This is a genomic window from Enterococcus sp. AZ067, assembly GCF_051715005.1.
Lineage (GTDB): Bacteria > Bacillota > Bacilli > Lactobacillales > Enterococcaceae > Enterococcus_D > Enterococcus_D casseliflavus.
Window position 1 is genome coordinate 2,711,731 of record NZ_JBIOSY010000001.1, and the last position, 21,669, is coordinate 2,733,399.

The following is a 21,669-nucleotide window of genomic DNA, read 5'->3' on the forward strand; positions in this document are numbered from 1 at the left end:
TTTTTTAAAACTCCTTTATGCAACTTCATTGGTCGTACGATTCATTACCAAAACAAAAGGTAGATAGATCAAAATTGCCACGACAATACAGATCACTTGCGTGATCACAGCCCCGATATCCCCAGCAGTAGCTAGATAAGCATTGACGATCGGTGGCATCGGCCATGGGACCATTACCACCGCTTTAGCGGCAAAGCCTAGACTTGTCGCCACGTACCCAATCGTTCCTGTTACTAACGGTGTCAGGATAAAGGGAATCGCCAAAATGGGATTCAGCATAATTGGCATTCCGAAGATCACTGGCTCATTGATATTGAAAATCCCAGGTGCTAATGACAATTTAGTGATTTGGCGCATGTCCTCCCGCTTGCCGACGATCAAAATCGCAATCAGCAACCCAATCGTAACCCCAGAGCCGCCCATACTCATATACATATCCCAAAACGGCATCGTAATAATATTGGGTACTTCTTTTCCAGCTTCAAAAGCTTCCGTATTAACAGCGATCGCTGCCAGCAACAATGGTTCGCGAATGGGTTTGACCATCTGGTTCCCATGAATCCCGATGACCCAAAAAACTTGTGCGATAAACATCAACAACAAGATACCTGGTAATCCTTGGACGATCCCTTCCAGTGGTCGTTGGACGACATTGTAGATGATATCGTAAGCATACATCCCTGTGAGTGCTTTGATAGCAAAACCAGCGGTGGCGATGATGGTCACGGTGAAAATCGTTGGAAACAATGCCGAAAAACTTGCCGAAACATTCCCTGGAACACTATCAGGCATCGTGATCTGCAGCCGTTTTTGTCTTCCTAACCACGCATAAAGCTCGATGGAAACGATCGCAACGAACATGCCTAAAAATAGGCCTTTCGTGTCAGTATATTGCTTAGCCAGCACGTTTTCGGCAACCACCGTCGCATCTTCGTGCAAAAATTCAAAGATCATTGGATTAACAGAAAGATAAGACATCACTGCGATGATTCCTGGAAAGACCCCAGAAATCTTATTTAATTTTGCTAGCTCAATCCCAATCAGAAACACTGCATAGATCGTTAAGAAACTCAACGTCACATAACTGACCGCAGATGAGATCGGTTTTAAACTTTCTAAAAAGCGCAGTGCCTCGATTTGTGCCAATCCATTTTCAGCATCAAAAACCATTGCTGAAAACAATGTACCAAATGCCCCTGTAATGATTACTGGAATCAAAGCAGCAAAGGCATTTTTAATGACCATGATGTAGCGTAAATTGTTGATCCTATTGGCAAACTTTCCTAAAACGTCAGCGAGTCGATCCATAAATCCTTGCATAAAACTCCCTCCTATACCCCTATTCTTCAATTTTTAGAAAACGATTACATTACAAATGTAATTCATTTGCTGAAGAATGTAAACGCAGGAAAAGCCTTCAAAACAGGGTATGTAAAGCTCCAAGTTTACATACTTCGTTTTATCATTTATTATTATTTTGAGGTGAAGCAAATGGCGAACTACCATGACATCGCTGCCGATTTACGGAGCAAAATCAATCACGGGTTTTACGAAGAAGAGAAAAAATTGCCGAAGCAATCCGAACTGGCTGCGGATTATCAAACGAGCCGCGTGACGATTCAAAAAGCATTGAATATTTTACAAATGGAAGGCATTATTTACGGTAAAAAAGGCACGGGTACGTTTATCAGTGATTCCTATTCAACCTTCGATTACAACGCCAAGATCAATCGCGGGCTGACGAAGCGCCTTGGAGAGACAGGAAAAATCACCAGCAAGATCATTTCTTTTGCCATTCTTTTTCCCGATGAGAAAGAACAAGAAAAACTAAAAATTCGCAGTGACCAGCAAATTTATGATATCGTTCGTCTGCGTCTATTTGACGATGTACCCGTTGTTTTAGAGTATACCATCATGCCGCTTCATGTCATTCCTGGCATTACCGAAGAAGTCTTATCCTCTTCAGTCTATAGCTACATCACGAACCAACTCCACTCCTCGATTGGAACATCTGTCCGTCGTATCAAAGCGGATCGTGCAGACACCTATGACCAGCAATACTTAGCTTGTGCTGCCACCGATCCCATTTTAGAAGTTGAGCAAACAGTTTACCTCGGCGATGGGACGCCTTTTGAATTTTCCCAATCACGGCACCGCTATGATATGGGGGATTTTATTGTTGTAAATAATTAATACGCTGCGGATCAAGTGCCTCTGAGTGAGGAGCGATACGCAGCGCATTTTACTTAAAAATATTGCTGATAGACTGTTTGACCAATTTCTCTTAGCCAACTGATCCCTTGACCACTACCGGTTTTATCATAGGAAAATGCCGCAATGATGATCGTCGTTTCATTGGCTTGTAAATACGCTACATCGTGTTCGATGCGGTCAAGACGGCCTGTCTTATTAAAAATGCGGCAAGCAGGATACGCAGTTTCCGCAAAATTTCCCGCTAATCCTTCTTGAAATTGCTGCTGATTTAAGGGTGAAAACCCTAGTGCAGCTTCTTCTCGTTTAACACACCTTAGTAGTAGTTTAGCAGCCGCCGAGGGGGTCAAGCGGTTCTCTTTGTCTTTGATCGGTCGCATCATATACCGTTCAAATTGAATCTCTGGCTCCTGAATCCAGGCCTGAAGCGTGGGCAACCCTACTAAGTCCAATAGTACATTGGTCGCAGTATTATCAGATACGGCGATCATCGCCGTGAGAAGCTCACTGATGGTCCAACCTTTCTTCTGAGGAAAAAGACGGATCACCCCAGCACCCTCTGTCAGATCAACGGCGTTCACACCGATCAGCTGTTGCGGATCGATTTTTTCTTCGATAATCTGTTCAAGATAATAGGCATACAAAACAAGCTTACTGATACTCGCTGCCGAAAACGACTTTTGACTCTGATAGTCAATGAGACATTCCGTTGGCGTACCGATCCATAAACCCATTTCCAAGGTTGTCTGATAGTTTTTTAGGATAGGCTTAATTGCTACACGCAAGTCATCTTTTCCCATCAAATGCCCCTTTCCTTACGATCATGAAAAGAATGTTCATGAGCATTCCTGTGATGCATTCGGCTGGTTTTGCCAATAACGCGCCACAACTGCGAGTTCTGGTTCATAATTAGAGCCAGTGATTTTGGTTTTCATGACCCGTGACCCAGGTGTTCTTGAATGAATCATTTCGTCATCCCCCAAATATAGACCGACATGATGGACTTCGCCTTTTCCTTCTTCATAAGCAAACAGCAGCAGATCCCCTGGTTGTGCCTGACTGTAAGGTACGATGTTTGCTTGTTGTGCTTGCTCGATCGTATCTCGGGGGATTAAAATACCATGAAGTCGATGCAGCGAATACATGAATCCAGAACAATCAAAGCCACTGCCGCTAATGCCTGCCCAGACATAGGGCTGGTTTATAAATTGTTCTGCTAAGGCTATTATTTTTTCTGGGAGCTTTGCCCATGTGTCCGATAGGACGTGAGCAAAAGCTTTAGCGATCGTTGCTGGTCCATTAGGCGTAGCCACTTGATAGGAATCTGCGGTTTCCCCAACAAGTGGTAAAACTGTTCCAAAAGAAACAAGTCGTGTGGTCGAGTCAAAAACAAGCACGGCTTCTTTTGCAATCACCCCAATCCTTCTTTTAGCTGGTGCATAATCTGGTGGCAATGGCTTCAATACCTCGTTCGGCAGATAACCGGGATACCCGAGTGGGTGTTTATTGCTTTTTTGATCCAAGACGATCACATGGGACCAACCATCCGTTTGGGTGAAGACTTCTACTATCGTCCCATATAATACTTCGGAGTCCACTAAGCTTTCCTGATAAAGCCGCATCGTATCTTCATCAGTCAAAAAAGTGTGCAGCGCTTCCAAAGGAAATGCTTTGATTTTTGCTAGTACTTTGTTTTCTTTGGGTTCCTTCCATAAGAAGGAAGAGCCAGCCTGAACAATTTGTTTCATCTTTGCTCCTCTCATAACTATTTATTCGTTGATTCCTAGACCGATGCGTTCGGTGACTCTCAAACTTCCTGGACGCTGAAGAATCCCTTGCATTTCAGGGGAAGTCGTTTGGGTCTCCCACATAAAAGGAACGTCCAGATCATAAAATTGGACGTCGGCCATCCCCAAGGCAAAATGGGCGGCTGCCGCCATTCCCCCATACCCTTCAATCATCGAACCGACCATCACTGGCATTTGATGCTCTTTTGCCAAGTGATAAATTTTTTGTCCCTCTTTGATCCCGCCGCTTTTCATCAATTTAATGTTCAAATAATTGCAGCAGTTTTCAGCAATCAAACGCTTGGCATCCTCATAGGAAAAAAGACTTTCATCAGCCATGATTGGAATCGTCGTACGAGCAGTCACATAGCTGAGTCCAGCAAAATCATGGGCTTTTACTGGCTGTTCAACAAACTCGATCGGAATGTCTTGCCATTGGTCTAAAATCTGCACCGCTTCTTCTTTGGTCCAGCCTTGATTCGCATCAATTCGAAAGGGAATCTTTCCTGCCAAGCGTTCATTGATGCGGCGAATTTTCGCAACTTCCTCTTCGATCGTTCCTGCCCCTAGTTTGATTTTCAAGGAGCGAAATCCCGCCTGGACTTTCGCTTGGGCATCATGCAGCATCTGCTCCTGTGAGCCAACACTGATCGTATAGTCGGTTGTCAGTGTATTGGCAGAACCACCTAAATAGCGGTAAAGAGGCAAGTTGGCCGCTTTTGCCAGTGCATCATGCAACGCGATATCAATCGCCGCTTTAGGGCTCGTATGATGCTGGATTAGCGCATGAAGCTCATCCATTACTAGCAATTGGGCATCTACCTTTCTGCCTAACAGGAACGGGGCAAAGACCGTTTCGATATCTTTTAAAATACTTTCTTTTGTATCACCGGTGATCACTTCGGTAGGTGCTGCTTCTCCGATGCCAACGATCCCATTATCAAAAAAAAGCAGCACTCGAATCACTTCGACGGCGTGCACTTCTCTGAGCGCCGTTTTAAAGGGTGCATTCAGCTGGATCGGAATTCGTTTGGTTTCAACTGCTGTGATTTTCATTGGTGTTCCTCCCAAAAAGAAAAGCAGTTCTTATCTAGCTAAAATGAATACGTCATTGTTCGCTGCTAGAAAAAGAACTGCTTTATTCCTTGTTATCAAGTTGCTAAACATTCTAGTAACGTTTTTCTCGTCTGCTGCCCTCTTTGGCGAAGTCAGACAATGAATAGACAAAAGGAGCTTTTTTCTCCTTATTCTTCGACAAAGACATTTTTATAATCATAGGCCGCGCCAACACTATGAACGATGAGGCCTTTGATTTTTGGCGACCGTAGATGTGCTTCAGCACTTTGGAAGAGTGGAATAACGCCTAAGTCGTCGTTTAAGATTTTTTCTGCTGCTACCATATTTTCCCAACGGGCTTCTGGATCGTTAGCATTTTCATTGGAGGCTTGTTCGATCAACTGATTGTAGTCATCATTTAGCCATTTTCCACGATTATAGGAACTGTCTTTTTTGAACAATTCCAAAAAGTTGATTGGGTCTGCATAATCCCCGATCCAGTTGTTCATGACCATCTCAAAATCGCCGCTATTTGAACGATCCAAGCGCACAGAAAATGGAACGTTTGTGACTTCGACAGTCAGCCCATCCAGTGTTTGCTGCAAGGTGCCTTGAATGTATTCTGCCATTTTTTTCGATTGATCGGTATCTGATGTCAACAGTTCAAAAGACAATGTATCGATACCCAGTTCAGCTTTTGCCTTTTCCCAATATTCTTGGGCTTTTTCTTCGTCAAAGGCTAACGTGGTTGCCGCATCCTCGACAAAATCAGCCTTTGTCTCTGGATTAAACGCTAGGTCAGAAGGAACAAAACCGACCGCCGGTAAGGAGCCGTTGCCTAAAATATTGTCAACGATTTGTTGTCGATTCATACTATACGAAATGGCTTGGCGCAGATTTGCATTTCGAAAAGGCGAATCTTCTGGTGCTTGATTCATTTCTAAATACTGAGTGGTTGCACTAGGCTGAACAATGTAATCAGGATGATTCACATTCTGCATCGCCAATTCACCGCTTAAAATAATGTCATCGGCTTGTCCGCTTTCGTACAAGTTATAAGCGGTCGATGAGTCTTTCACGACATCAAAGTTAATTGTTTCAAGTTTGACCGAATCGGCATCCCAATAATCGGGATTTTTCGCCAATGTCCATTGGATGTCGGTGCCTGGTCCAGCATAATTGGTCAATAGGAATGGTCCATTGTACGCCGCGTTTTCACTGGTTAAGGCATATTGGTCACCGAACTCTTCCACGACACGCTCGTTTTGCGGGAAGAAAGTTGGAAAAGCCAGTAAAGATAAAAAGTAAGGCGTCGGTTTTTCTAACGTGATTTTCAATTCATGATCATTGACTGCTTCGATCCCTAACTCGCTTTTATCTAGCGTACCATCTGAAATAGCGGCAGCGTTTTTAACTGGTGCCAGCATATAAGCATAATTGGAAGCAGTGGCTGGATCAACGGTGCGTTGCCAGCTAAAAACATAATCAGCTGCAGTAACTGGATCGCCATTGGACCATTTTGCCTCTTCCCGCAGTGAAATGGTGTAAGAAAGCCCATCTTCACTAACTTCAGCGTTTTCGCTTGCACCAGCGATCACAGGAACATTGTTTTCATCTAAGCGATAAAGACCTTCATAGGCGTTGTTTAACGTGATAAAGCTGTAAGAGTCGGTTGCTAAAGAAATATCTGCACTGCCCATCTCTGCCGAAAATTGCACATTGATCACTTGCTCTGCAGAAGAAGCGGCTGATGAATCCGTCTCGTTATCTTCATTGCCATTTTGACAAGCTGCTAAAAATAAGCTGCCTAGTAACACAAGCGATACTGCATATTTGCTACGTTTCCCCATTTTTACTCATCTCCTTCTAACATTCAGATAATTCAAAAAATTCTGTTTGTTGTACCGAGTTTACCGCATGTTTATGCAGCCTGTCAATTTAACACGACCAAAAAATGTAAGAGGTTACACGGTTGTGTCAGAAGCGCTCTTCTGAATGTAAAAAGTAGAAAAGAGCGACTTTATACTGAATATCGTTGAAAGGAGTCGTGCCAAGAAAGCATACAAAAAAGTCCTGATCTTCTAGTAATCAGAACTTTTGATACTTTCTTATACATCATTTCGCAGGTAAAATGGATAAAAAAACTTTCTTAATTTTCCTTCCCTTTCACACAAAAAAAGAAGACATAAATTTCGTCTTCATAGCGCTTTCTCAGAGCCTTCCCACTTTTTTGCCTTTCAACTCAAGGAATAAAAGAAATCTCCTCAGAAAGTAAAAAAAACGTATCTATTTTAAAATGTGAGTGGTACACTAAACAAACGAAGAGTACTGCACGTGAGAAAAGAAAGACTTCCCCAAGTATCCATTTTCTCCAATACTCTTCGGACTCTTCAGTACGTATATTAATTATACGTACTTTTTTCATTTGTTCAAGGCTTTTGAATGATTTAATCAAAAAGTGAAAATCGATAAAAACGTACAAATTCCTTACGCTAATTGACAATGATTCTCAATTAGCGCTATACTAAATGAAATCACTCACAGTCAAAGGAGGAATTTCATGTATATCCGTACCGTCGCATTTGAAGTCATTCCAGAAGGCAAAGACATCTTTCTTGCTAAAATGAAAAAAGATACCGCCTCAATGAAAACATTTGCTGGCTGTCACTCTGCTGAAGCTTGGTTTTCAGAATCAAAAGACCGCCTCGTTTTCCAGTTGGTGTCAAAATGGACTGAGAAAAAAGCATTTCAAGCTTGGTTAAAACGCCCCGAACATCTGCAAAAGCACCGAGAGGCGTATCGAGCAGAAAAGGAAGGAACTGCAAAACCGAGCCTTGTTTTGTCCAAAACAGGTCAAGAATTTGTCTTGATCGATGAAGAGCCTACTCCTAGTTAACCTATACGAGCGATCCACCAAAGCTGATTCTGTTCGCTTTGGTGGATCGCTTTCTTTTTCAGTGTCTTTCTTTTCTATACCACCGTTCGCTCGTTCAGGGTTCTTCCTTGCTGATCTTTTAATTGAAGCCAGCCATTGGTTCCCCCATAGTAAAGAAACATGCCGACCTCATTGACACTTTTTAATACGACGTCTTTAATCGTTCGTCCCTCTTTGATCGCTGATTGATTCTCTTGCCGTATCTTTTCTGCTAATCGAGCTGAAAAGCCCACCGAGCCGTCTTTGTTCAAAGGAACCTCTTGACGCAAGGTAGCGCCTTTTTCAATTCGAACCTCGTTGCGTTTCTGCCAATAGACCGTTGCTGTACTTCCTTGATAATCCACCATAAAGGGTTCATCTTGTAATTCTTTTGACCATTTATGACGAGGCTTACCCCCTTTTTTCACAGCTTTCGTTTCCTTTTTGCTGGTAGATACATAACCCAGAAAATCGATCAAGCAATCAAATGGTTCCGCACAAATAGCGACCCCTTGTTGCAGTTCCTGTGGAATCACGATAGGTGCGTTGGAAGCATTGGACAGTTGATATTTCTCTTGATAATAGGCTGCTAAGTATGGCGCCATGATCTCCCAAGGTGGTGTAAGGATCATTAAGCGATCATATTCTTGCTTGTTATCAAATGTTTTCTCATCTGCAACTGATAGTAATTGGCCTTCTTTTATGGCTAAAAGGACGGTATTGTCTTTTGTTTCAATAAGTTTTCCTTTAACAATTTGCAGTTGCCCTGCTTCCTTCGGCAATTCAAAAAGCATCTGTTTGTCATCAATGACCGTTTTTTCTAATTCCATTTCGCTCCCTGCTTTCTGCTAGTTTCTCGCCCATTATAGCATGTATTTTTCTACGCAGCGGTGTCCAAGAATCAAAAAAAGAGGCTGCTTCCAAGAAACAGCCCCTTTGTTAAGGGAATTGGTTTACGTGCATGGCTTCGTTTGATTGGGATTAACCCTTAGCTAGAAAAGCATTCAACCAATGCTGGTTGATAGATCTCATTGTATTTTGCCACAACTCTTCCACAACGTTCTTCAAGCTCGTCATGATCAGTCTCTTCATAACGGATCACATGCAAAACGGCACAACGTTCCATTTTTCTGACCACTTCTCCGATAACGCGGCTTTCTAAGCCGACTGGTTTACATTCATATGCTTTACCTAATACAATTGTTTCTGCTTCCATAATGCGCTCCTTACTACTCGTTTCTCTAATTGTATTATCATCTTATCATCTAATTCTAATAAAATAAAGCGATATGCATGTCTATTTAAAACAAAAATGAAAAAAGTGCCCATTATTCAATGAACACTTGCTTTGTAAACGTTATATTGTTTTTTGCTAATTATTAAGAAATGACGATTTATTTACGACTCGCTACTAGGATCGCCGCAAATTCTTCAAGATATTTCTGATCGATCTCATCATAGCTGTTCGTTTTGCCACTATCGATATCCAACACACCAATCAATTGATCATCAGCTATCATAGGAACAACGATTTCAGACATAGCTGCCGAGTCACAAGAGATATAGTTCTCATGTTCTTTGACATTCGGGACGATCAATGTCGTTTGTTTTGCCGCTGACTCTCCACAAACCCCTTTGCCCATAGTGATTCTGGTGCAAGATACTCTTCCTTGGAACGGGCCTAAGATCAGTTCGCCTTCTTCAAACAAATAGTAGCCGGCAAACACCGTATCTTCCAATGTTTCATTTAATAAAGCAGAAGAGTTTGCTAGATTAGCGATCCAATTACTCTCTGCTTCTAGTAATCCTTTTAATTGCAGAAGCATCAATTCATACGCTTCGATTTTTTTATTCATTTTCTCACCTCTGTCCTTGATTATAAGCAAAGACAGAGGATTTGTCTTGTCTAAATTACTGAGTATGGGAAACAATAATGTGAAAAAAGAACTGTTGCCTAAAATAGCCTATCCATCCACTCGTACCAATAGTCAACGCTACTCATGGCATTTCCTTCTCAGTCGTCTTTGAAAACTTACTAGGCATCAATCACAGTAAAGCGGGTGTTTTCATGTTGTACTGTTTCGATCTCATCGATAATTGCCTTAGCTAACGTACCGCTAGATGTCACCGATTGCTTTTGTTCGTTGAATAGTAAGTGATCTTTCCCTAAAATCGCTGGTTTAGCTGGTCCTTCTTGAAAGACATTCCCAGGAGAAATCCCCACCCAAGGGACATTTTTGACTGTTTCTAAAAAGAGATATTCGTCTAGCTGATTTTCTGGAATCGCAATCCAACTTTCGCTTCCTGGTGCTTTTTTCAACTCAGAGAGATTACGTTCCCCAGCTTCATTGAATAAACTGCCGGCTCCTAAGATGAAGAACAAACGAGTGTTTTTTTCTCGAAACAGGTGCACTAATTTTGCTGCCAGATCCACATGCAAGTAAGCTTTGTCAGGACTTGTCGCAAACGCGTCAACAAGCACATCAAAGTCACTGAGCTCTTCTTCTGTGAGAGAAAAAGCATCCTTTGTAAGTGTTTTGACCGTCTCACCAAGTTGTTCTTTGGCCTTCGCTTCATTTCTCACGATAGCAGTCACTTCGTGTCCTCTCTGTACTGCTTCTTGATAAATTGCTGAACCTGCATTCCCTGTTGCGCCAATAATACCGATTTTCATAATGATCATCCTTCCTACTTTTGTTTTTTTCAAAATCAGTTGTTACTAATTAAGTTACAACTAGAGTATAAAAGAAACTTTCTTCCCTGTCAAGAATTTGCCTAGCAGGTGAAAGTTCTTTTTTTACAGCCTTCCATGTGACACTTTTAATGATTGGCTTCTACTTGAATGCCGTCAATGATGGATTGTAGCGAGATAGCGCTCATCTCTTGCTCGATTTTCTTTTGCAGCACGTCGTAAGTTTCCTCTAATACCGTTTGGATATTCCCCCCAATCAAGCAATTGGGATTGGTCTTTTTGTCCGCATGTAAAAGATGCTGATCTTTTTCAACACTCGCATAGATGTCCAACAAAGAAATCTCATATGGTTCCTTCGTTAGTTTAGGGTTTGGTTTTCCTCTTTGGCTTTCGATCAATCCGGCAATACGCAGATCACTCATAATCCGGCGAACATAAGCAGGATTCGTTTCAACACTCTGGGCGATCCGATCACTTGATAGATCAGTTCCTTTAAAGAGGTGGATGTAAGCGAGGATGTGAATGGCGTCGCTGTATTTCGTTGAATATTTCACTTCGTCTCCACTCCTTTTTCTTGTATCATACCTCTTTTTTCAGATTTAGACAAAGGGTACTGACCAATCTTACAAAACTCGAGGATCCCATCAAGAAAAAGCAGCCCTCAAAAAGTTAGCACAAAAGCCTAACTTCTTGAGGGAACTGCATACTGAACCATTTTTTTCCTTTTTATTTAAACGAGCACTTTGCTAATAGCCCTTCATCCAAGCAGACTCAATCTGATTGCCGTCAGGATCAACGATTTCATAACCGACCATCATGTCCTCTGGAATCCCCATATCAACTTGGAACGACTGTCCACCATTTTCTTCAGCAGTTTTTGCAAAATTTTTTGCTTCTTCTGGTGTGTCAAAACTAAACGCGATCAATGCGCCACTCGTCTTCTTTGTATCTGCAATACTTCTACCATTTAGAAATTGTTGGTAAAACGCATGTTCTAACAGCATTAACCAAATCGATTCACTCCAAACCATTCCACTGCTGGTCTCGTTTGAGAACTCTTCATTTTTTACAAACCCCAGCGCTTCATAAAAGGATGTTGCACGTTTGATATCAGTGACAGGCAAGTTAATAAACACCATTTTGTTCGCCATTTTCTTGCTCCCTTTCTTTGGTAAGCTGCACTGCTGAATCCGTTCTCATTATAGCACCTATCGGTTCATTCACAAAAACATCAGTCTTTGTCCTCTGCTGCTAGTCTGAATAACCTGATCCAAAATTTTTTTCAAGTAAAAAAAGGCCTTGCACACATAGGCCTTTTAGCTTTTCTCATCTATGAAAAAGTAACTTGATAAGCATTAGCAAAGAATCATGTTTTCGCTAATACAATCAGCCCAAACTACTTTATTTAATACTCAAAGCTCAAGTCTTGAGTCGATCACGGTTACTTTCCCACGATAAATTTTTCGATACTCTTTGGGCGTATAAGAAGTTGCTTTTTTAAATTTCTTACTAAAATAATTTGGATCATTGAATCCTACTCTAACAGAAATTTCACTGATCGATCGATCACTTGTTGAGAGTTCTTTTTTGGCAACTTCAATACGATAAATCATCAAGTACAATGAAAAGGTCATTCCTAATGTATTCTTGATCAAACGGCTAGTGTGATACCGACTTAAATGCAGGTGATCTGCTAAAGTGTCTAACGTAATATGTTCTCTATAATTTTCATGAATATAGCGCAATATCTTATGTCTTAAAGAAAGCGAAGGAGAAGCTACATTGTTTTTCTCGACGTGCAGCAAGGAAATCTGATTGATGGATTGAATCTTTCGGTCCAATGCATAAACAAAATCATTGGTGATCGGTTCGACCAAATAATCGATCAAGTCGTATCGCAACGCTTTTTGAGCGATCGCAAAGCTTTCTACTGCAGAATACAAAATTGCTTTTGCATTCGGATAAAAAGAAAGCAACTCTTTGTATAATTCAAAACAGTCCTCTTCGCCATCCGCATTGATCACTGCAATGTCAACCATCTGCTCAAGACAGGTACGCTGAAGTGCTTTTTTCGAATCAACCATTGGAAGCAAGATGACATTTGGGAAATGACGATCAATCAAACGAATCATCTCGCTAACTGCTCTTCGCTCTTCGCTGTCAATGATCAATAAATTACACACGAAATTTTCTCCTTCGCTAAAAATTCATAGTCGGTTTCTCTATTTTCGTTTATTTCTCTTGAAAATCAATGACCATCCGTCCTTTGATTTTTCCTGAAAGCATTTCATCAAAAATATCGTTGATCTCTTCTAACTGACGCATGACTACTTTAGGAACGACTTTCCCTTCCGCTGCAAATTGGAAAGCTTCTGCTAAATCAGTTCGTGTTCCAACAAGGGAACCGACAATCTTAATCCCATCCAATACAAGTCGAGGAATGTTCAAGTCCATGCTTTCTGGTGGGAGACCGACCGCTACAATCGTACCGCCCGCACGAACAGCATCAACAGCAGAATTGAAGGCTGCTTTTGAAACAGCTGTTACTACGGCTGCATGTGCGCCGCCGGTTGCTTCTTGAATGATTTTTGCCGCATCTTCTTTCGCAGGATTGATTACAAGATCAGCGCCGTGATCTTTTGCGAAGTCCAACTGTTTGTCGTTGATATCGATTCCAATCACTTTTGCATTAAAGACATTTTTAGCATATTGTAAGGCTAGGTTTCCTAGTCCCCCTAAACCATAGATGGCGATCCATTGACCTGGTTTAATGTCAGAAACTTTTACCGCTTTATATGTGGTTACACCTGCACAAGTAATGCTGCTGGCTTCAGCAGAACCTAAGTCCTCTGGAACTTTCACTGCATAGTCAGCTACAACGATACATTCTTCAGCCATACCACCATCTACAGAATAGCCGGCATTTCTAACCGAACGGCATAATGATTCATTCCCGTTCACACAGTATTCGCATGATCCACAGCTTTCATACAACCAAGCGACACTTGCACGGTCACCGATTGCTAGAGAAGTAACATCATCACCGATTGCAACCACTTTACCGATTCCCTCGTGTCCGAGTACGATCCCAGATGCATCTCCAAAGTCGCCATCTTTTACATGCAAGTCAGTATGGCAGACACCGCAACACTCCATTTTCAATAATGCTTCATTCGGACGAAGCGCTCTTAATTCTTTTTCCTCGATTTTTACAACCTTATCTTTTGATACTACAGCTGCTTTCACAAAGACACCTCTTTCAATTCGATTAAATAAAGAACTTCCTTTTATTTGTGAAGTAGTTAACTAACGCATAGAGGTCAGTAATAGCTAGATAAAAGAAAGTTCTCTATCGAGAAGATTACCATAGAAGTCATCAAAAAAAGGGGAATTTATTGCTTTTTTTCTGTAATCATTTATTAGAAAACAATAATGAAATCATTCAAAATTTTTTCTTTATTTCCAGATTACATAAAAGTAAAAATTAAAAAGATAGAGAAAATTCATCTCTATAAATAACAATCGTTTCAATAAAAAACATCAAGACGATCTGATAGAAGACTGTAGGATGATTTGTACTCACTGTTCTTCTATCCTTCTATTTTTATCCCTTCGATGACTTGCGATTTATTTTCTTTCAGGCGCTGAATGTCCTATTGGTATTTAGCAAGATGTCCCTCGTCAATGTTTTTCTGAAAATTTCCATTCCCTTCTTCTCCTTTTCTACTCATAAAAGCAACTAGTGCACAAAGGCGGTCGATCAAACAATCGACAATCTGTACTCTGTCATTATTGGACAGCCGATAAGTATCCACAAAAAGTTTCAATCGATGGCATTGCGTTTCACTCAGATGACTGTTCCCATCAAAATACAAGGGTACCCAGCGGTACGCAGCATAAGAAACATCCCATAACCTGCTTCCTGGCCTTACTGTGTCAAAATAAAAAAGCCCAAAAGGCTCCCCAACTACGATCGGCACATAATACGGAAAAACATAGTAATCAATCAGCAACTACCTAATCACTCAAAATGAACTTCTATAGCCTACATGTGTAGTGAACGTTTAATTAAAATCTCCGTTTATTGCCTCTTTGCCTTTTTTATAAAAAACTGCTGATCAGTAACAGTTGTTGAGAGGGAAATAAACTTGAATCTGAAGAAAGTATTCTGTCTTCGCAAAACTTTAGACGATCATTTCATGGTATCCTCTGCTAGATAAGCTAAAATCATTTATGAAAAAAGTTACTCTGACGTACATGTAATTTTTGTTGCGCCAAATGAAGCATTGAGGGAAGTTGGATAGAAGTTTCAGAAACGGCAGGCGGTTTGAATGACAAACCGTCTCCAGGCGTCATTTGCGCATGCTCCACTTGAAACATCGTAAGAAACGGCTAACGAATAGAAATAATTATTTTTGTTAGCACTACGTTTGCTCTTGAAGGAAAACCTGAATGGAATTTTTTAGAGAACGTCATTTCTTGATGTGTCGTTTTCTTGACCTAAAGTTAACTTCAACATTTATACTAACAATACTAACTTAAGAAAGAAGGATTTATATGAGAGCAGCAATTTTTGAAAAAGCAGGATTAGTTAAAGTGGAAGAAGTAAAAAAGCCAACTTTACAAGCAGCCGATGATGTTATTATTAAAGTTGTCCGAGCATGTGTTTGCGGTTCTGATCTTTGGTCGTATGCCCATGGCGATAGTAAAGAACCTCATTCAGTTAATGATGGTCATGAGGCATTAGGCATCGTTGAAGAAATCGGTCCAGACATTACGACTGTGAAACCTGGAGATTTTGTCATCGTCCCCTTCACCCATGGTTGTGGTGAATGTGATGCTTGCCGTGCCGGTTTTGATGGCACATGCGACCGTCATCAAGGCACAACGAATTGGTCTAACGGTTTCCAATCTGAGTATATCAACTTCCATTACGGCAACTGGGCCCTTGTAAAAGTTCCAGGTCAGCCAGCTGATTATACGGAAGGTATGATCAAGTCTCTTTTAACTTTGGCAGATGTTATGCCCACAGGATATCATGCGGCACGTTGTGCACATGTAGAAAAAGGGGATAAAGTCGTCGTGATTGGCGATGGTGCCGTAGGACAATGTGCTGTCATCGCGGCAAAAATGCGTGGGGCTTCCCAAATTATTTTAATGAGCCGTCATAAAGATCGACAAGAAATGGCTCTTCAATCAGGTGCTACAGCTGTTGTGGCTGAGCGTGGTGAAGAGGGAATCGCGAAGGTACGCGAGATCCTTGGCGGAGGCGCGGATGCTGCTCTTGAATGTGTTGGTACAGAAGCTGCCATTACACAAGCCCTTGGTGTATTGCATAATGGTGGTCGTGTAGGTTATGTCGGCGTCCCTCACTATGACAATCGACCAATCGGTTCCACTTTTGCTCAAAACATTTCCATTGCGGGAGGATCTGCATCGGTCACAACATATGATAAGGAAATCCTGTTAAAAGCGGTGCTTGATGGTACTATCAATCCAGGCCGCGTTTTCACCCAAACCTATGATTTAGATGATATCAACCAAGCCTATGCCGATATGCAGGAACGAAAAACGATCAAATCTATGGTTGTTGTTTCAAGGGATGAATAGACAAAGCTAATTAAAAAAAGCTCGTCCGAACAATGGACAGCCTCTCGATAGACAAAGTACTATAACCAGTACTTTGTCTTTTTATCTATGAAGAAAGAAAACACTGTAACAGCCTACCCTTTTTCCACAATTAATCAATTCTAGAACTTTAAAATGATAGAACATAACGCCAAACAAAAGAAAAAAGCCCTTGAAATCAAGGGCTTTTGCTTCATCTGATAATAAATGATTAACGACGAATTTCTTTGATACGAGCTGCTTTTCCGTGTAATGCACGTAAGTAGTACAATTTTGCACGACGTACTTTACCGTAACGAACAACTTCGATTTGTGCAACACGTGGTGTGTGCAATGGGAAGGTACGTTCAACACCTACACCGTTTGATACTTTACGAACTGTATAAGTTTCGCTGATACCAGCACCGCGGCGTTTGATGACAACACCTTCAAATAACTGAATACGTTCGCGAGTTCCTTCGACAACTTTCGCGTGAACGCGAACAGTGTCCCCAGGACGGAAAGCTGGGATGTCAGTACGTAATTGTTCTTGAGTTAGTTCTTGAATCAATGGATTCATGTTTATCATTCTCCTTATTCCCAAACATTCTTAAAGCATGAAAGCTCCAGCGGAACATCGTAATAGTTGAGTTTACACTCACTGAGATATCTTACCACAGTCGACCATAGGCTGTAAAGAGAATTTTCTTGTCATGGCACAGAATATCAAAAAAACTGGCACTATTTTACTTGCCAGTCTTCGCTTCGTCTTCAATTTCTTTTAAAAGCTTCTGCATTTCAGCGGTCAGCGGATAAGTTTCCAGCATATCTGGACGTCGCTGATACGTTCGGCGCAAGGATTCTTTTAATTGCCACTGCTCGATCAATTTATGATTGCCATTCATCAAAACTTCCGGCACTTTCATGCCTTTGAACTCTGCCGGGCGTGTATATTGCGGATGCTCTAATAAACCAGTGGAATGAGAATCAGTTTGTGCGGAGGTTTGATTGCCCAAAACTTCTGGTAATAGCCTGACCGTCGCATCGATCATGACCATTGCCCCCAATTCGCCGCCAGTCAAGACGTAATCGCCCAGTGACACTTCATCAGTGACCAATGAACGGATTCGTTCATCATAGCCTTCATAGTGACCGCAAATAAAAACAAGGTGCTCTTCGGTAGAGAATTCTTCCGCCATTTTTTGATCAAAAGGTTTCCCCGCTGGGTCTAATAGGATCACCCGCTTTTTCGTTTCTGGTGTCGCTTCTTCGATCGCTTTGATATTGTCATAGACAGGTTGGACTTTTAATAACATTCCTGCTCCGCCACCATAAGGATAGTCATCCACTGTTTGATGCTTGTTGTCAGAATAATCACGGAAATTAGAGACATTGATTTCTAATAATCCCTTTTCCCGTGCTTTACCGATGATCGATTCTCCAAGAGGCCCTTCAAACATTCGCGGAAATAGTGTCAACACATCAATTCTCATCGTCTAACAACCCTTCTGGGATCTCAACGATGACCTGACCATTTTCAAGATCGATGGTATGAACAACAGATTCGATATAAGGAATCAAGGCATCCTTCTTCCCTTTTCGCTGAACCACCCAAACATCATTGGCGCCTGGTGAAAGGATCTCTTTGACTTTACCAATGACTGTGCCATCTTCTTCGACGACTTCCAGACCAATAATTTCATGGTAGTAAAACTCATTTTCTGCTAGATCCACCAAATCATCCTTGGTAACTTTTAAAATGCCGTTACGAAACGGTTCAACGTCGTTGATGTTGGGATAGCCCTCAAACGTTAACAAATCAAAATTTTTATGTTTGCGATGACCTGAAACAATCAATGGTAATGGCTCTTTATTTTCACGAAAAAGTGTCAATTCAGCCCCTTTACGGTAGCGTTCTTCTGGAAAATCCGTTTGTGATATCACTCGTACTTCTCCACGGATCCCATGTGTATTGACGATTTTCCCTACGTTTAAATATTCTGTCACGTTCGTTCCCCATTTCTTCTAACTTCTGTTCTATTTTAGCATAGCAAAGTAGCGAATTCTAGCCGTTTCCTAGCGCCCCCTGTTTTCCTCAAAAGCATCGCGCGAAAAACACCCCTTCGACGCTTGATCAAAGGGGCAATGTCCTAATCTGAAACTTATTGATTCATTGAAACGGCCATTTCCAAAGCTGAACGTGCATCTTGATGTTGCACCGTTCGAAGCATCTTTTCTTGTTGCCAGACCACGGTAGTTGCTGTATGGTCATTTTTTCCCATATCAATGGTGATTTGACCGACCTCAGGCGCTGGGAGCATGGCATCTTCCAGATACGCCACCACTTCTTTGGCAACCGGCACAGGATCTTGTTCTTCTTGGTTGACCGCTCGAACAGTCAACGTCCAATTCCCTTCTTGCCAACTTAAATAACTGGAGCCAGCAGCTCCTTGCATATGCCCAGTAATCCCATATCCGAGATCAACGGCTTGTCCGCCATCATCCGCTGTTACATTGACCGCTGCAGCCGCTTCATCCGCTGATTGATACTCTTTTGATTGAAAAGCAGCAAGCGGTGTTTCCTCGTTCAAAGCCTTGTCATTGAGAGACAATTGCTGATCAAGTCCATAATAAAGAATCGAGGCATCGGATTGACTGCCAGCTGTGGCAGCATTCAACACTTTACCCGAAGCAAGCGGAACGTCCTTTGGCAAGACAAGATCAGGGAATACCGCTTGTATTTGGCTATAGATGTCTGTGGTGCTACTCGTATTTGAAGAATCCTCAGAAACCGCCTGACTAGTCGATGCAGTTGATTGACTGGTTTCTGATTGACTACTTTTTTGTGTTTGGGTACTTTCCACCATAGTCGTTGCTGTTGTTTCAGCTGTACTGGCTTGACTGGTTTCTTGGTCTTTTTGATTATTACAGCCAGCCAAGGTTCCAATCGTTAGCAGCGTAACAAATAATCCTAGTTCTTTTTTCATGATGTTCCCCTCCTTATACAAAGGATACCCCTCAATAAAAAAAATGACAAACAAGTCAGATTGTCTGTCATTTTTTTGTTGATTTTTTAAAGATTTGTCACCCAATTTTGCAGTGATTGAAAGCCGTCCTTGATCCATTGCCAAACTTGATTGGCGATCGTCGATAGGTCGCCCCAACGAAAGTTTTGTGTCCATTGGTTCAATTGGGTCATGATCTCCTCACGATAGACCCAAATTAAAAAGAGCAACAACAAGATCCCTAGCGTTCGCCAAAGAAAAGAACCGATTTTATAAATAAAGACGAGAATCAAAAGAACGACGATCCATGCGATTAGTTGAGACATACAAGCACCTCCTCATTTTTGATTATCTCAAAACCATCCTTTTTTGTCCTCCATCTTAAGCATGAATTTTACCAAAAAAAGCATTTCTCTTTGAGAAATGCTTTACACTCTTGCTTATTTACCATCAATGATATTCAAACGAACTTTTTTCGGTCCATTTGTCCGTACACTGTAAACGATCGTTCGAATTGCTTTGGCAACCCGACCTTGTTTACCGATGATACGACCAATATCTTCTGGTGCCACAGTAAGATTATATTCCAAGAAATCATCTGACTCTACCAGCTCAAGCTTGATATCCTCAGGTTTGGTAACAAGTGGTGAAACGATCGTTAAGACTAATTCTTGCAAATCTTTCATCCAAAGTCACCTTATTTCTTAGTGAATTTTGCTTCGTGGTGTTTTTTCATAACGCCTTCTTTAGAAAGGATGTTACGAACTGTATCTGAAGGTTGCGCACCTTTAGATAACCAATCAAGAACTAGATCTTCTTTGATTGTTACTTCAGCTGGGTCTAGTAAAGGATTGTAAGTACCAACTGTTTCGATGAAACGTCCGTCACGAGGAGAACGTGAATCTGCTACGACGATACGGTAAAAAGGTTTCTTTTTAGAACCCATGCGTTTTAAACGAATTTTTACTGCCATTATTTACACCTCCATTGATTTAATCACAAGAGCTAGTTTAACAGGTTTTTCTGATGGTGTAAAGAGTTTTTTCTTTACAGCTGAAAAAAGTTTTTCTTTCCTGTTTTTTCGGCATGGTTATCTTTTGCCAGAATGAATCTGGACGCGTATCATGAATATTAGAGAAACCTTTTTAAGGTCAAATCGTTTTATTTGCACCATTCACTTACTTTTGGTAAGCTAAATGAGTAGAAAACAACAAGGAGGAATTTTACATGACAAAAAAAATCGGTTTTATCGTCGGCAGCTTGCGGGAAGGTTCTTACAATAAACTCGTAGCGAAAAAATTCGCATCACTATTACCAGAAGGTTTTGAAGCATCTTTCATCGAGATCGGCAACTTGCCTTTTTACAATGAAGATTTGGAAGTTGAAGGAAAAGTTCCTGCTGAATGGACAGCATTTCGTGAAGCATTAAGCGCCGTTGATGGTGTTTTCTTCTTTACACCAGAATACAACCGCTCTGTTCCTGCAGCCTTGAAAAATGCTTTAGATGTTGGTTCTCGCCCTTACGGTGCGAGCAGTTGGGGTGGCAAACCAGCCTTAGTCGTCAGCGTTTCTCCAGGAGCGATCGCTGGATTTGGTGCGAACCATCATTTGCGTCAATCATTAGTCTTTTTGGATATGCCTACTCTGCAACAACCAGAAGCCTACATTGGCGGTATCACAAACTTGATCGATGAAAACAATGAGATCAATCCAGATACAGTAAGCTTCTTCGAAACGATCCTTGCAAAATATATTGAATTCTTTCAACGATTCAACTAATGAAGAATCCATACAAAAAGACCAAGAAACTCGGCACTGAGTTTCTTGGTCTTTTTTACTGTGAAGAATAATCGTTTGCGCTTTTTACTCGCTGCCTGACACAGACTTTCGGACAAAATGGAGTTCTGTCAGTTCCCCCATCTGTTTTGTTTCAACAAACGTCAAGCGTCTCGAGTAATCCCCCGGTTCAAACAGTCGCTTGCCTTCTCCTAAAAACACCGGCGCGATTTGAATAAACCATTCATCGATCAAATCAGCTTCCAGCAATGGTTTTAGTAAGGAACCTCCCCCTACTACCCATACGTTTTCCTCTTGTTTTAATGCTGAAACAAATGCAACTGGATCCGTTGACACTAGGGTTGCATCCGGCAGCGGCTCTTTTCGGGTACGAGAAAAAACATAGTTGGTCTTTTCAGGATATAGCAGTCCATCATCCATCAGTTTTTTTGCTTCTTGATAGGTCTTTCTTCCCATCACGGTCGCGTCGATGGTTGCAAAAAATGCTTCATAGGTCGTTGCAACACCGGTATCAGTTTGAAACAGCCAGTCCAGTTGATCCTCCATACCTGCTAAATAGCCATCGAGGCTGATTGCACCATAAAATACCACTTTTCCCAA

The 21,669-nt window shown here is 41.5% G+C and carries 25 protein-coding genes; 4 read left to right on the top strand and 21 right to left on the bottom strand.

Annotated features, from left to right (window positions below; all coding sequences use genetic code 11):
- Window positions 1–15 precede the first annotated feature (15 nt).
- The gene (locus IGI82_RS12880; protein WP_015510115.1) at window positions 16–1,320 is read right to left on the bottom strand and encodes a PTS sugar transporter subunit IIC; all 1,305 of its coding nucleotides are present in this window, start codon (window positions 1,318–1,320) and stop codon (window positions 16–18) included.
- Window positions 1,321–1,491: 171 nt separating this feature from the next.
- Between IGI82_RS12880 and IGI82_RS12885 the strand changes: the two genes are divergently transcribed.
- Entirely contained in the window at window positions 1,492–2,193 is a 702-nt protein-coding gene (locus tag IGI82_RS12885) for a GntR family transcriptional regulator (protein ID WP_010749712.1), read from the top strand.
- A 53-nt stretch (window positions 2,194–2,246) separates the two neighbouring features.
- Here the strand turns inward: IGI82_RS12885 and IGI82_RS12890 are convergent, their stop codons facing one another.
- The 4 genes from IGI82_RS12890 to IGI82_RS12905 form a co-directional block, all read right to left on the bottom strand.
- Window positions 2,247–3,011: a serine hydrolase gene (locus tag IGI82_RS12890; RefSeq protein ID WP_087627799.1), complete on the bottom strand. Its 765-nt coding sequence runs from the start codon at window positions 3,009–3,011 to the stop codon at window positions 2,247–2,249.
- 36 nt (window positions 3,012–3,047) lie between these two features.
- Window positions 3,048–3,959 (bottom strand): C40 family peptidase, encoded by a 912-nt coding sequence (locus IGI82_RS12895; protein WP_170927538.1) that lies wholly within the window; start codon window positions 3,957–3,959, stop codon window positions 3,048–3,050.
- A 21-nt stretch (window positions 3,960–3,980) separates the two neighbouring features.
- Window positions 3,981–5,054 carry a dipeptide epimerase gene (locus IGI82_RS12900; RefSeq protein ID WP_060792528.1) on the bottom strand — a complete coding sequence of 358 codons (1,074 nt, stop codon included), beginning with the start codon at window positions 5,052–5,054 and terminating at the stop codon, window positions 3,981–3,983.
- Window positions 5,055–5,242: 188 nt separating this feature from the next.
- Window positions 5,243–6,904: a peptide ABC transporter substrate-binding protein gene (locus IGI82_RS12905; protein ID WP_438842307.1), complete on the bottom strand. Its 1,662-nt coding sequence runs from the start codon at window positions 6,902–6,904 to the stop codon at window positions 5,243–5,245.
- Window positions 6,905–7,614: 710 nt separating this feature from the next.
- Between IGI82_RS12905 and IGI82_RS12910 the strand changes: the two genes are divergently transcribed.
- Complete coding sequence (locus IGI82_RS12910) at window positions 7,615–7,950, top strand: antibiotic biosynthesis monooxygenase family protein (protein WP_005229087.1); 336 nt, start codon at window positions 7,615–7,617, stop codon at window positions 7,948–7,950.
- Between the two features lie 74 nt (window positions 7,951–8,024).
- On the opposite strand, the gene IGI82_RS12915 is transcribed toward IGI82_RS12910, so the two are convergent.
- The 8 genes from IGI82_RS12915 to adhP all read right to left on the bottom strand — a co-directional run bounded on the left by IGI82_RS12915 (window position 8,025) and on the right by adhP (window position 13,906).
- The gene (locus tag IGI82_RS12915; RefSeq protein WP_087627801.1) at window positions 8,025–8,798 is read right to left on the bottom strand and encodes a hypothetical protein; all 774 of its coding nucleotides are present in this window, start codon (window positions 8,796–8,798) and stop codon (window positions 8,025–8,027) included.
- Between the two features lie 158 nt (window positions 8,799–8,956).
- Window positions 8,957–9,184 (bottom strand): hypothetical protein, encoded by a 228-nt coding sequence (locus tag IGI82_RS12920; protein WP_005229082.1) that lies wholly within the window; start codon window positions 9,182–9,184, stop codon window positions 8,957–8,959.
- Window positions 9,185–9,362: 178 nt separating this feature from the next.
- Window positions 9,363–9,824: a GAF domain-containing protein gene (locus IGI82_RS12925; protein ID WP_015510123.1), complete on the bottom strand. Its 462-nt coding sequence runs from the start codon at window positions 9,822–9,824 to the stop codon at window positions 9,363–9,365.
- 179 nt (window positions 9,825–10,003) lie between these two features.
- Window positions 10,004–10,651: an NAD(P)H-binding protein gene (locus IGI82_RS12930; protein ID WP_005229078.1), complete on the bottom strand. Its 648-nt coding sequence runs from the start codon at window positions 10,649–10,651 to the stop codon at window positions 10,004–10,006.
- Between the two features lie 137 nt (window positions 10,652–10,788).
- On the bottom strand, window positions 10,789–11,214 hold the full coding sequence (locus IGI82_RS12935; RefSeq protein ID WP_005229076.1) for an Rrf2 family transcriptional regulator: 426 nt from the start codon (window positions 11,212–11,214) through the stop codon (window positions 10,789–10,791).
- Between the two features lie 192 nt (window positions 11,215–11,406).
- A complete protein-coding gene (locus tag IGI82_RS12940) occupies window positions 11,407–11,811 on the bottom strand; it encodes a VOC family protein (protein ID WP_195960891.1) in 405 nt (134 codons plus the stop codon).
- Between the two features lie 261 nt (window positions 11,812–12,072).
- Window positions 12,073–12,792: a helix-turn-helix domain-containing protein gene (locus IGI82_RS12945; RefSeq protein ID WP_438842610.1), complete on the bottom strand. Its 720-nt coding sequence runs from the start codon at window positions 12,790–12,792 to the stop codon at window positions 12,073–12,075.
- A gap of 100 nt (window positions 12,793–12,892) precedes the next feature.
- Entirely contained in the window at window positions 12,893–13,906 is a 1,014-nt protein-coding gene (gene adhP, locus IGI82_RS12950; protein WP_005229064.1) for an alcohol dehydrogenase AdhP, read from the bottom strand.
- 1,311 nt (window positions 13,907–15,217) lie between these two features.
- Here adhP and IGI82_RS12955 point away from each other — a divergent pair.
- Window positions 15,218–16,270, top strand: a complete 1,053-nt coding sequence (locus tag IGI82_RS12955; RefSeq protein ID WP_074536033.1) for a zinc-binding dehydrogenase — start codon at window positions 15,218–15,220, stop codon at window positions 16,268–16,270.
- A gap of 229 nt (window positions 16,271–16,499) precedes the next feature.
- Here IGI82_RS12955 and rplS read toward each other — a convergent pair whose 3' ends face one another.
- The 7 genes from rplS to rpsP form a co-directional block, all read right to left on the bottom strand.
- Window positions 16,500–16,847 carry a 50S ribosomal protein L19 gene (rplS, locus tag IGI82_RS12960; protein ID WP_002357176.1) on the bottom strand — a complete coding sequence of 116 codons (348 nt, stop codon included), beginning with the start codon at window positions 16,845–16,847 and terminating at the stop codon, window positions 16,500–16,502.
- 166 nt (window positions 16,848–17,013) lie between these two features.
- A complete protein-coding gene (gene trmD, locus IGI82_RS12965; RefSeq protein ID WP_115232613.1) occupies window positions 17,014–17,760 on the bottom strand; it encodes a tRNA (guanosine(37)-N1)-methyltransferase TrmD in 747 nt (248 codons plus the stop codon).
- Complete coding sequence (rimM, locus tag IGI82_RS12970; protein ID WP_010749728.1) at window positions 17,750–18,274, bottom strand: ribosome maturation factor RimM; 525 nt, start codon at window positions 18,272–18,274, stop codon at window positions 17,750–17,752. Before rimM ends, trmD begins: the two co-directional genes overlap by 11 nt.
- Before the next feature lie 155 nt (window positions 18,275–18,429).
- Window positions 18,430–19,254: a hypothetical protein gene (locus IGI82_RS12975; protein WP_087627805.1), complete on the bottom strand. Its 825-nt coding sequence runs from the start codon at window positions 19,252–19,254 to the stop codon at window positions 18,430–18,432.
- A gap of 86 nt (window positions 19,255–19,340) precedes the next feature.
- A complete protein-coding gene (locus IGI82_RS12980) occupies window positions 19,341–19,598 on the bottom strand; it encodes a hypothetical protein (protein ID WP_005228919.1) in 258 nt (85 codons plus the stop codon).
- Window positions 19,599–19,712: 114 nt separating this feature from the next.
- Window positions 19,713–19,958, bottom strand: coding sequence for a KH domain-containing protein (locus IGI82_RS12985; protein ID WP_005228918.1), 246 nt, complete (start codon window positions 19,956–19,958; stop codon window positions 19,713–19,715).
- 11 nt (window positions 19,959–19,969) lie between these two features.
- Window positions 19,970–20,245 carry a 30S ribosomal protein S16 gene (gene rpsP / locus IGI82_RS12990; RefSeq protein WP_005228917.1) on the bottom strand — a complete coding sequence of 92 codons (276 nt, stop codon included), beginning with the start codon at window positions 20,243–20,245 and terminating at the stop codon, window positions 19,970–19,972.
- 254 nt (window positions 20,246–20,499) lie between these two features.
- Between rpsP and IGI82_RS12995 the strand changes: the two genes are divergently transcribed.
- Window positions 20,500–21,051: an NADPH-dependent FMN reductase gene (locus IGI82_RS12995; protein WP_005228916.1), complete on the top strand. Its 552-nt coding sequence runs from the start codon at window positions 20,500–20,502 to the stop codon at window positions 21,049–21,051.
- Window positions 21,052–21,135: 84 nt separating this feature from the next.
- On the opposite strand, the gene IGI82_RS13000 is transcribed toward IGI82_RS12995, so the two are convergent.
- Complete coding sequence (locus IGI82_RS13000) at window positions 21,136–21,669, bottom strand: dihydrofolate reductase family protein (RefSeq protein WP_438842308.1); 534 nt, start codon at window positions 21,667–21,669, stop codon at window positions 21,136–21,138.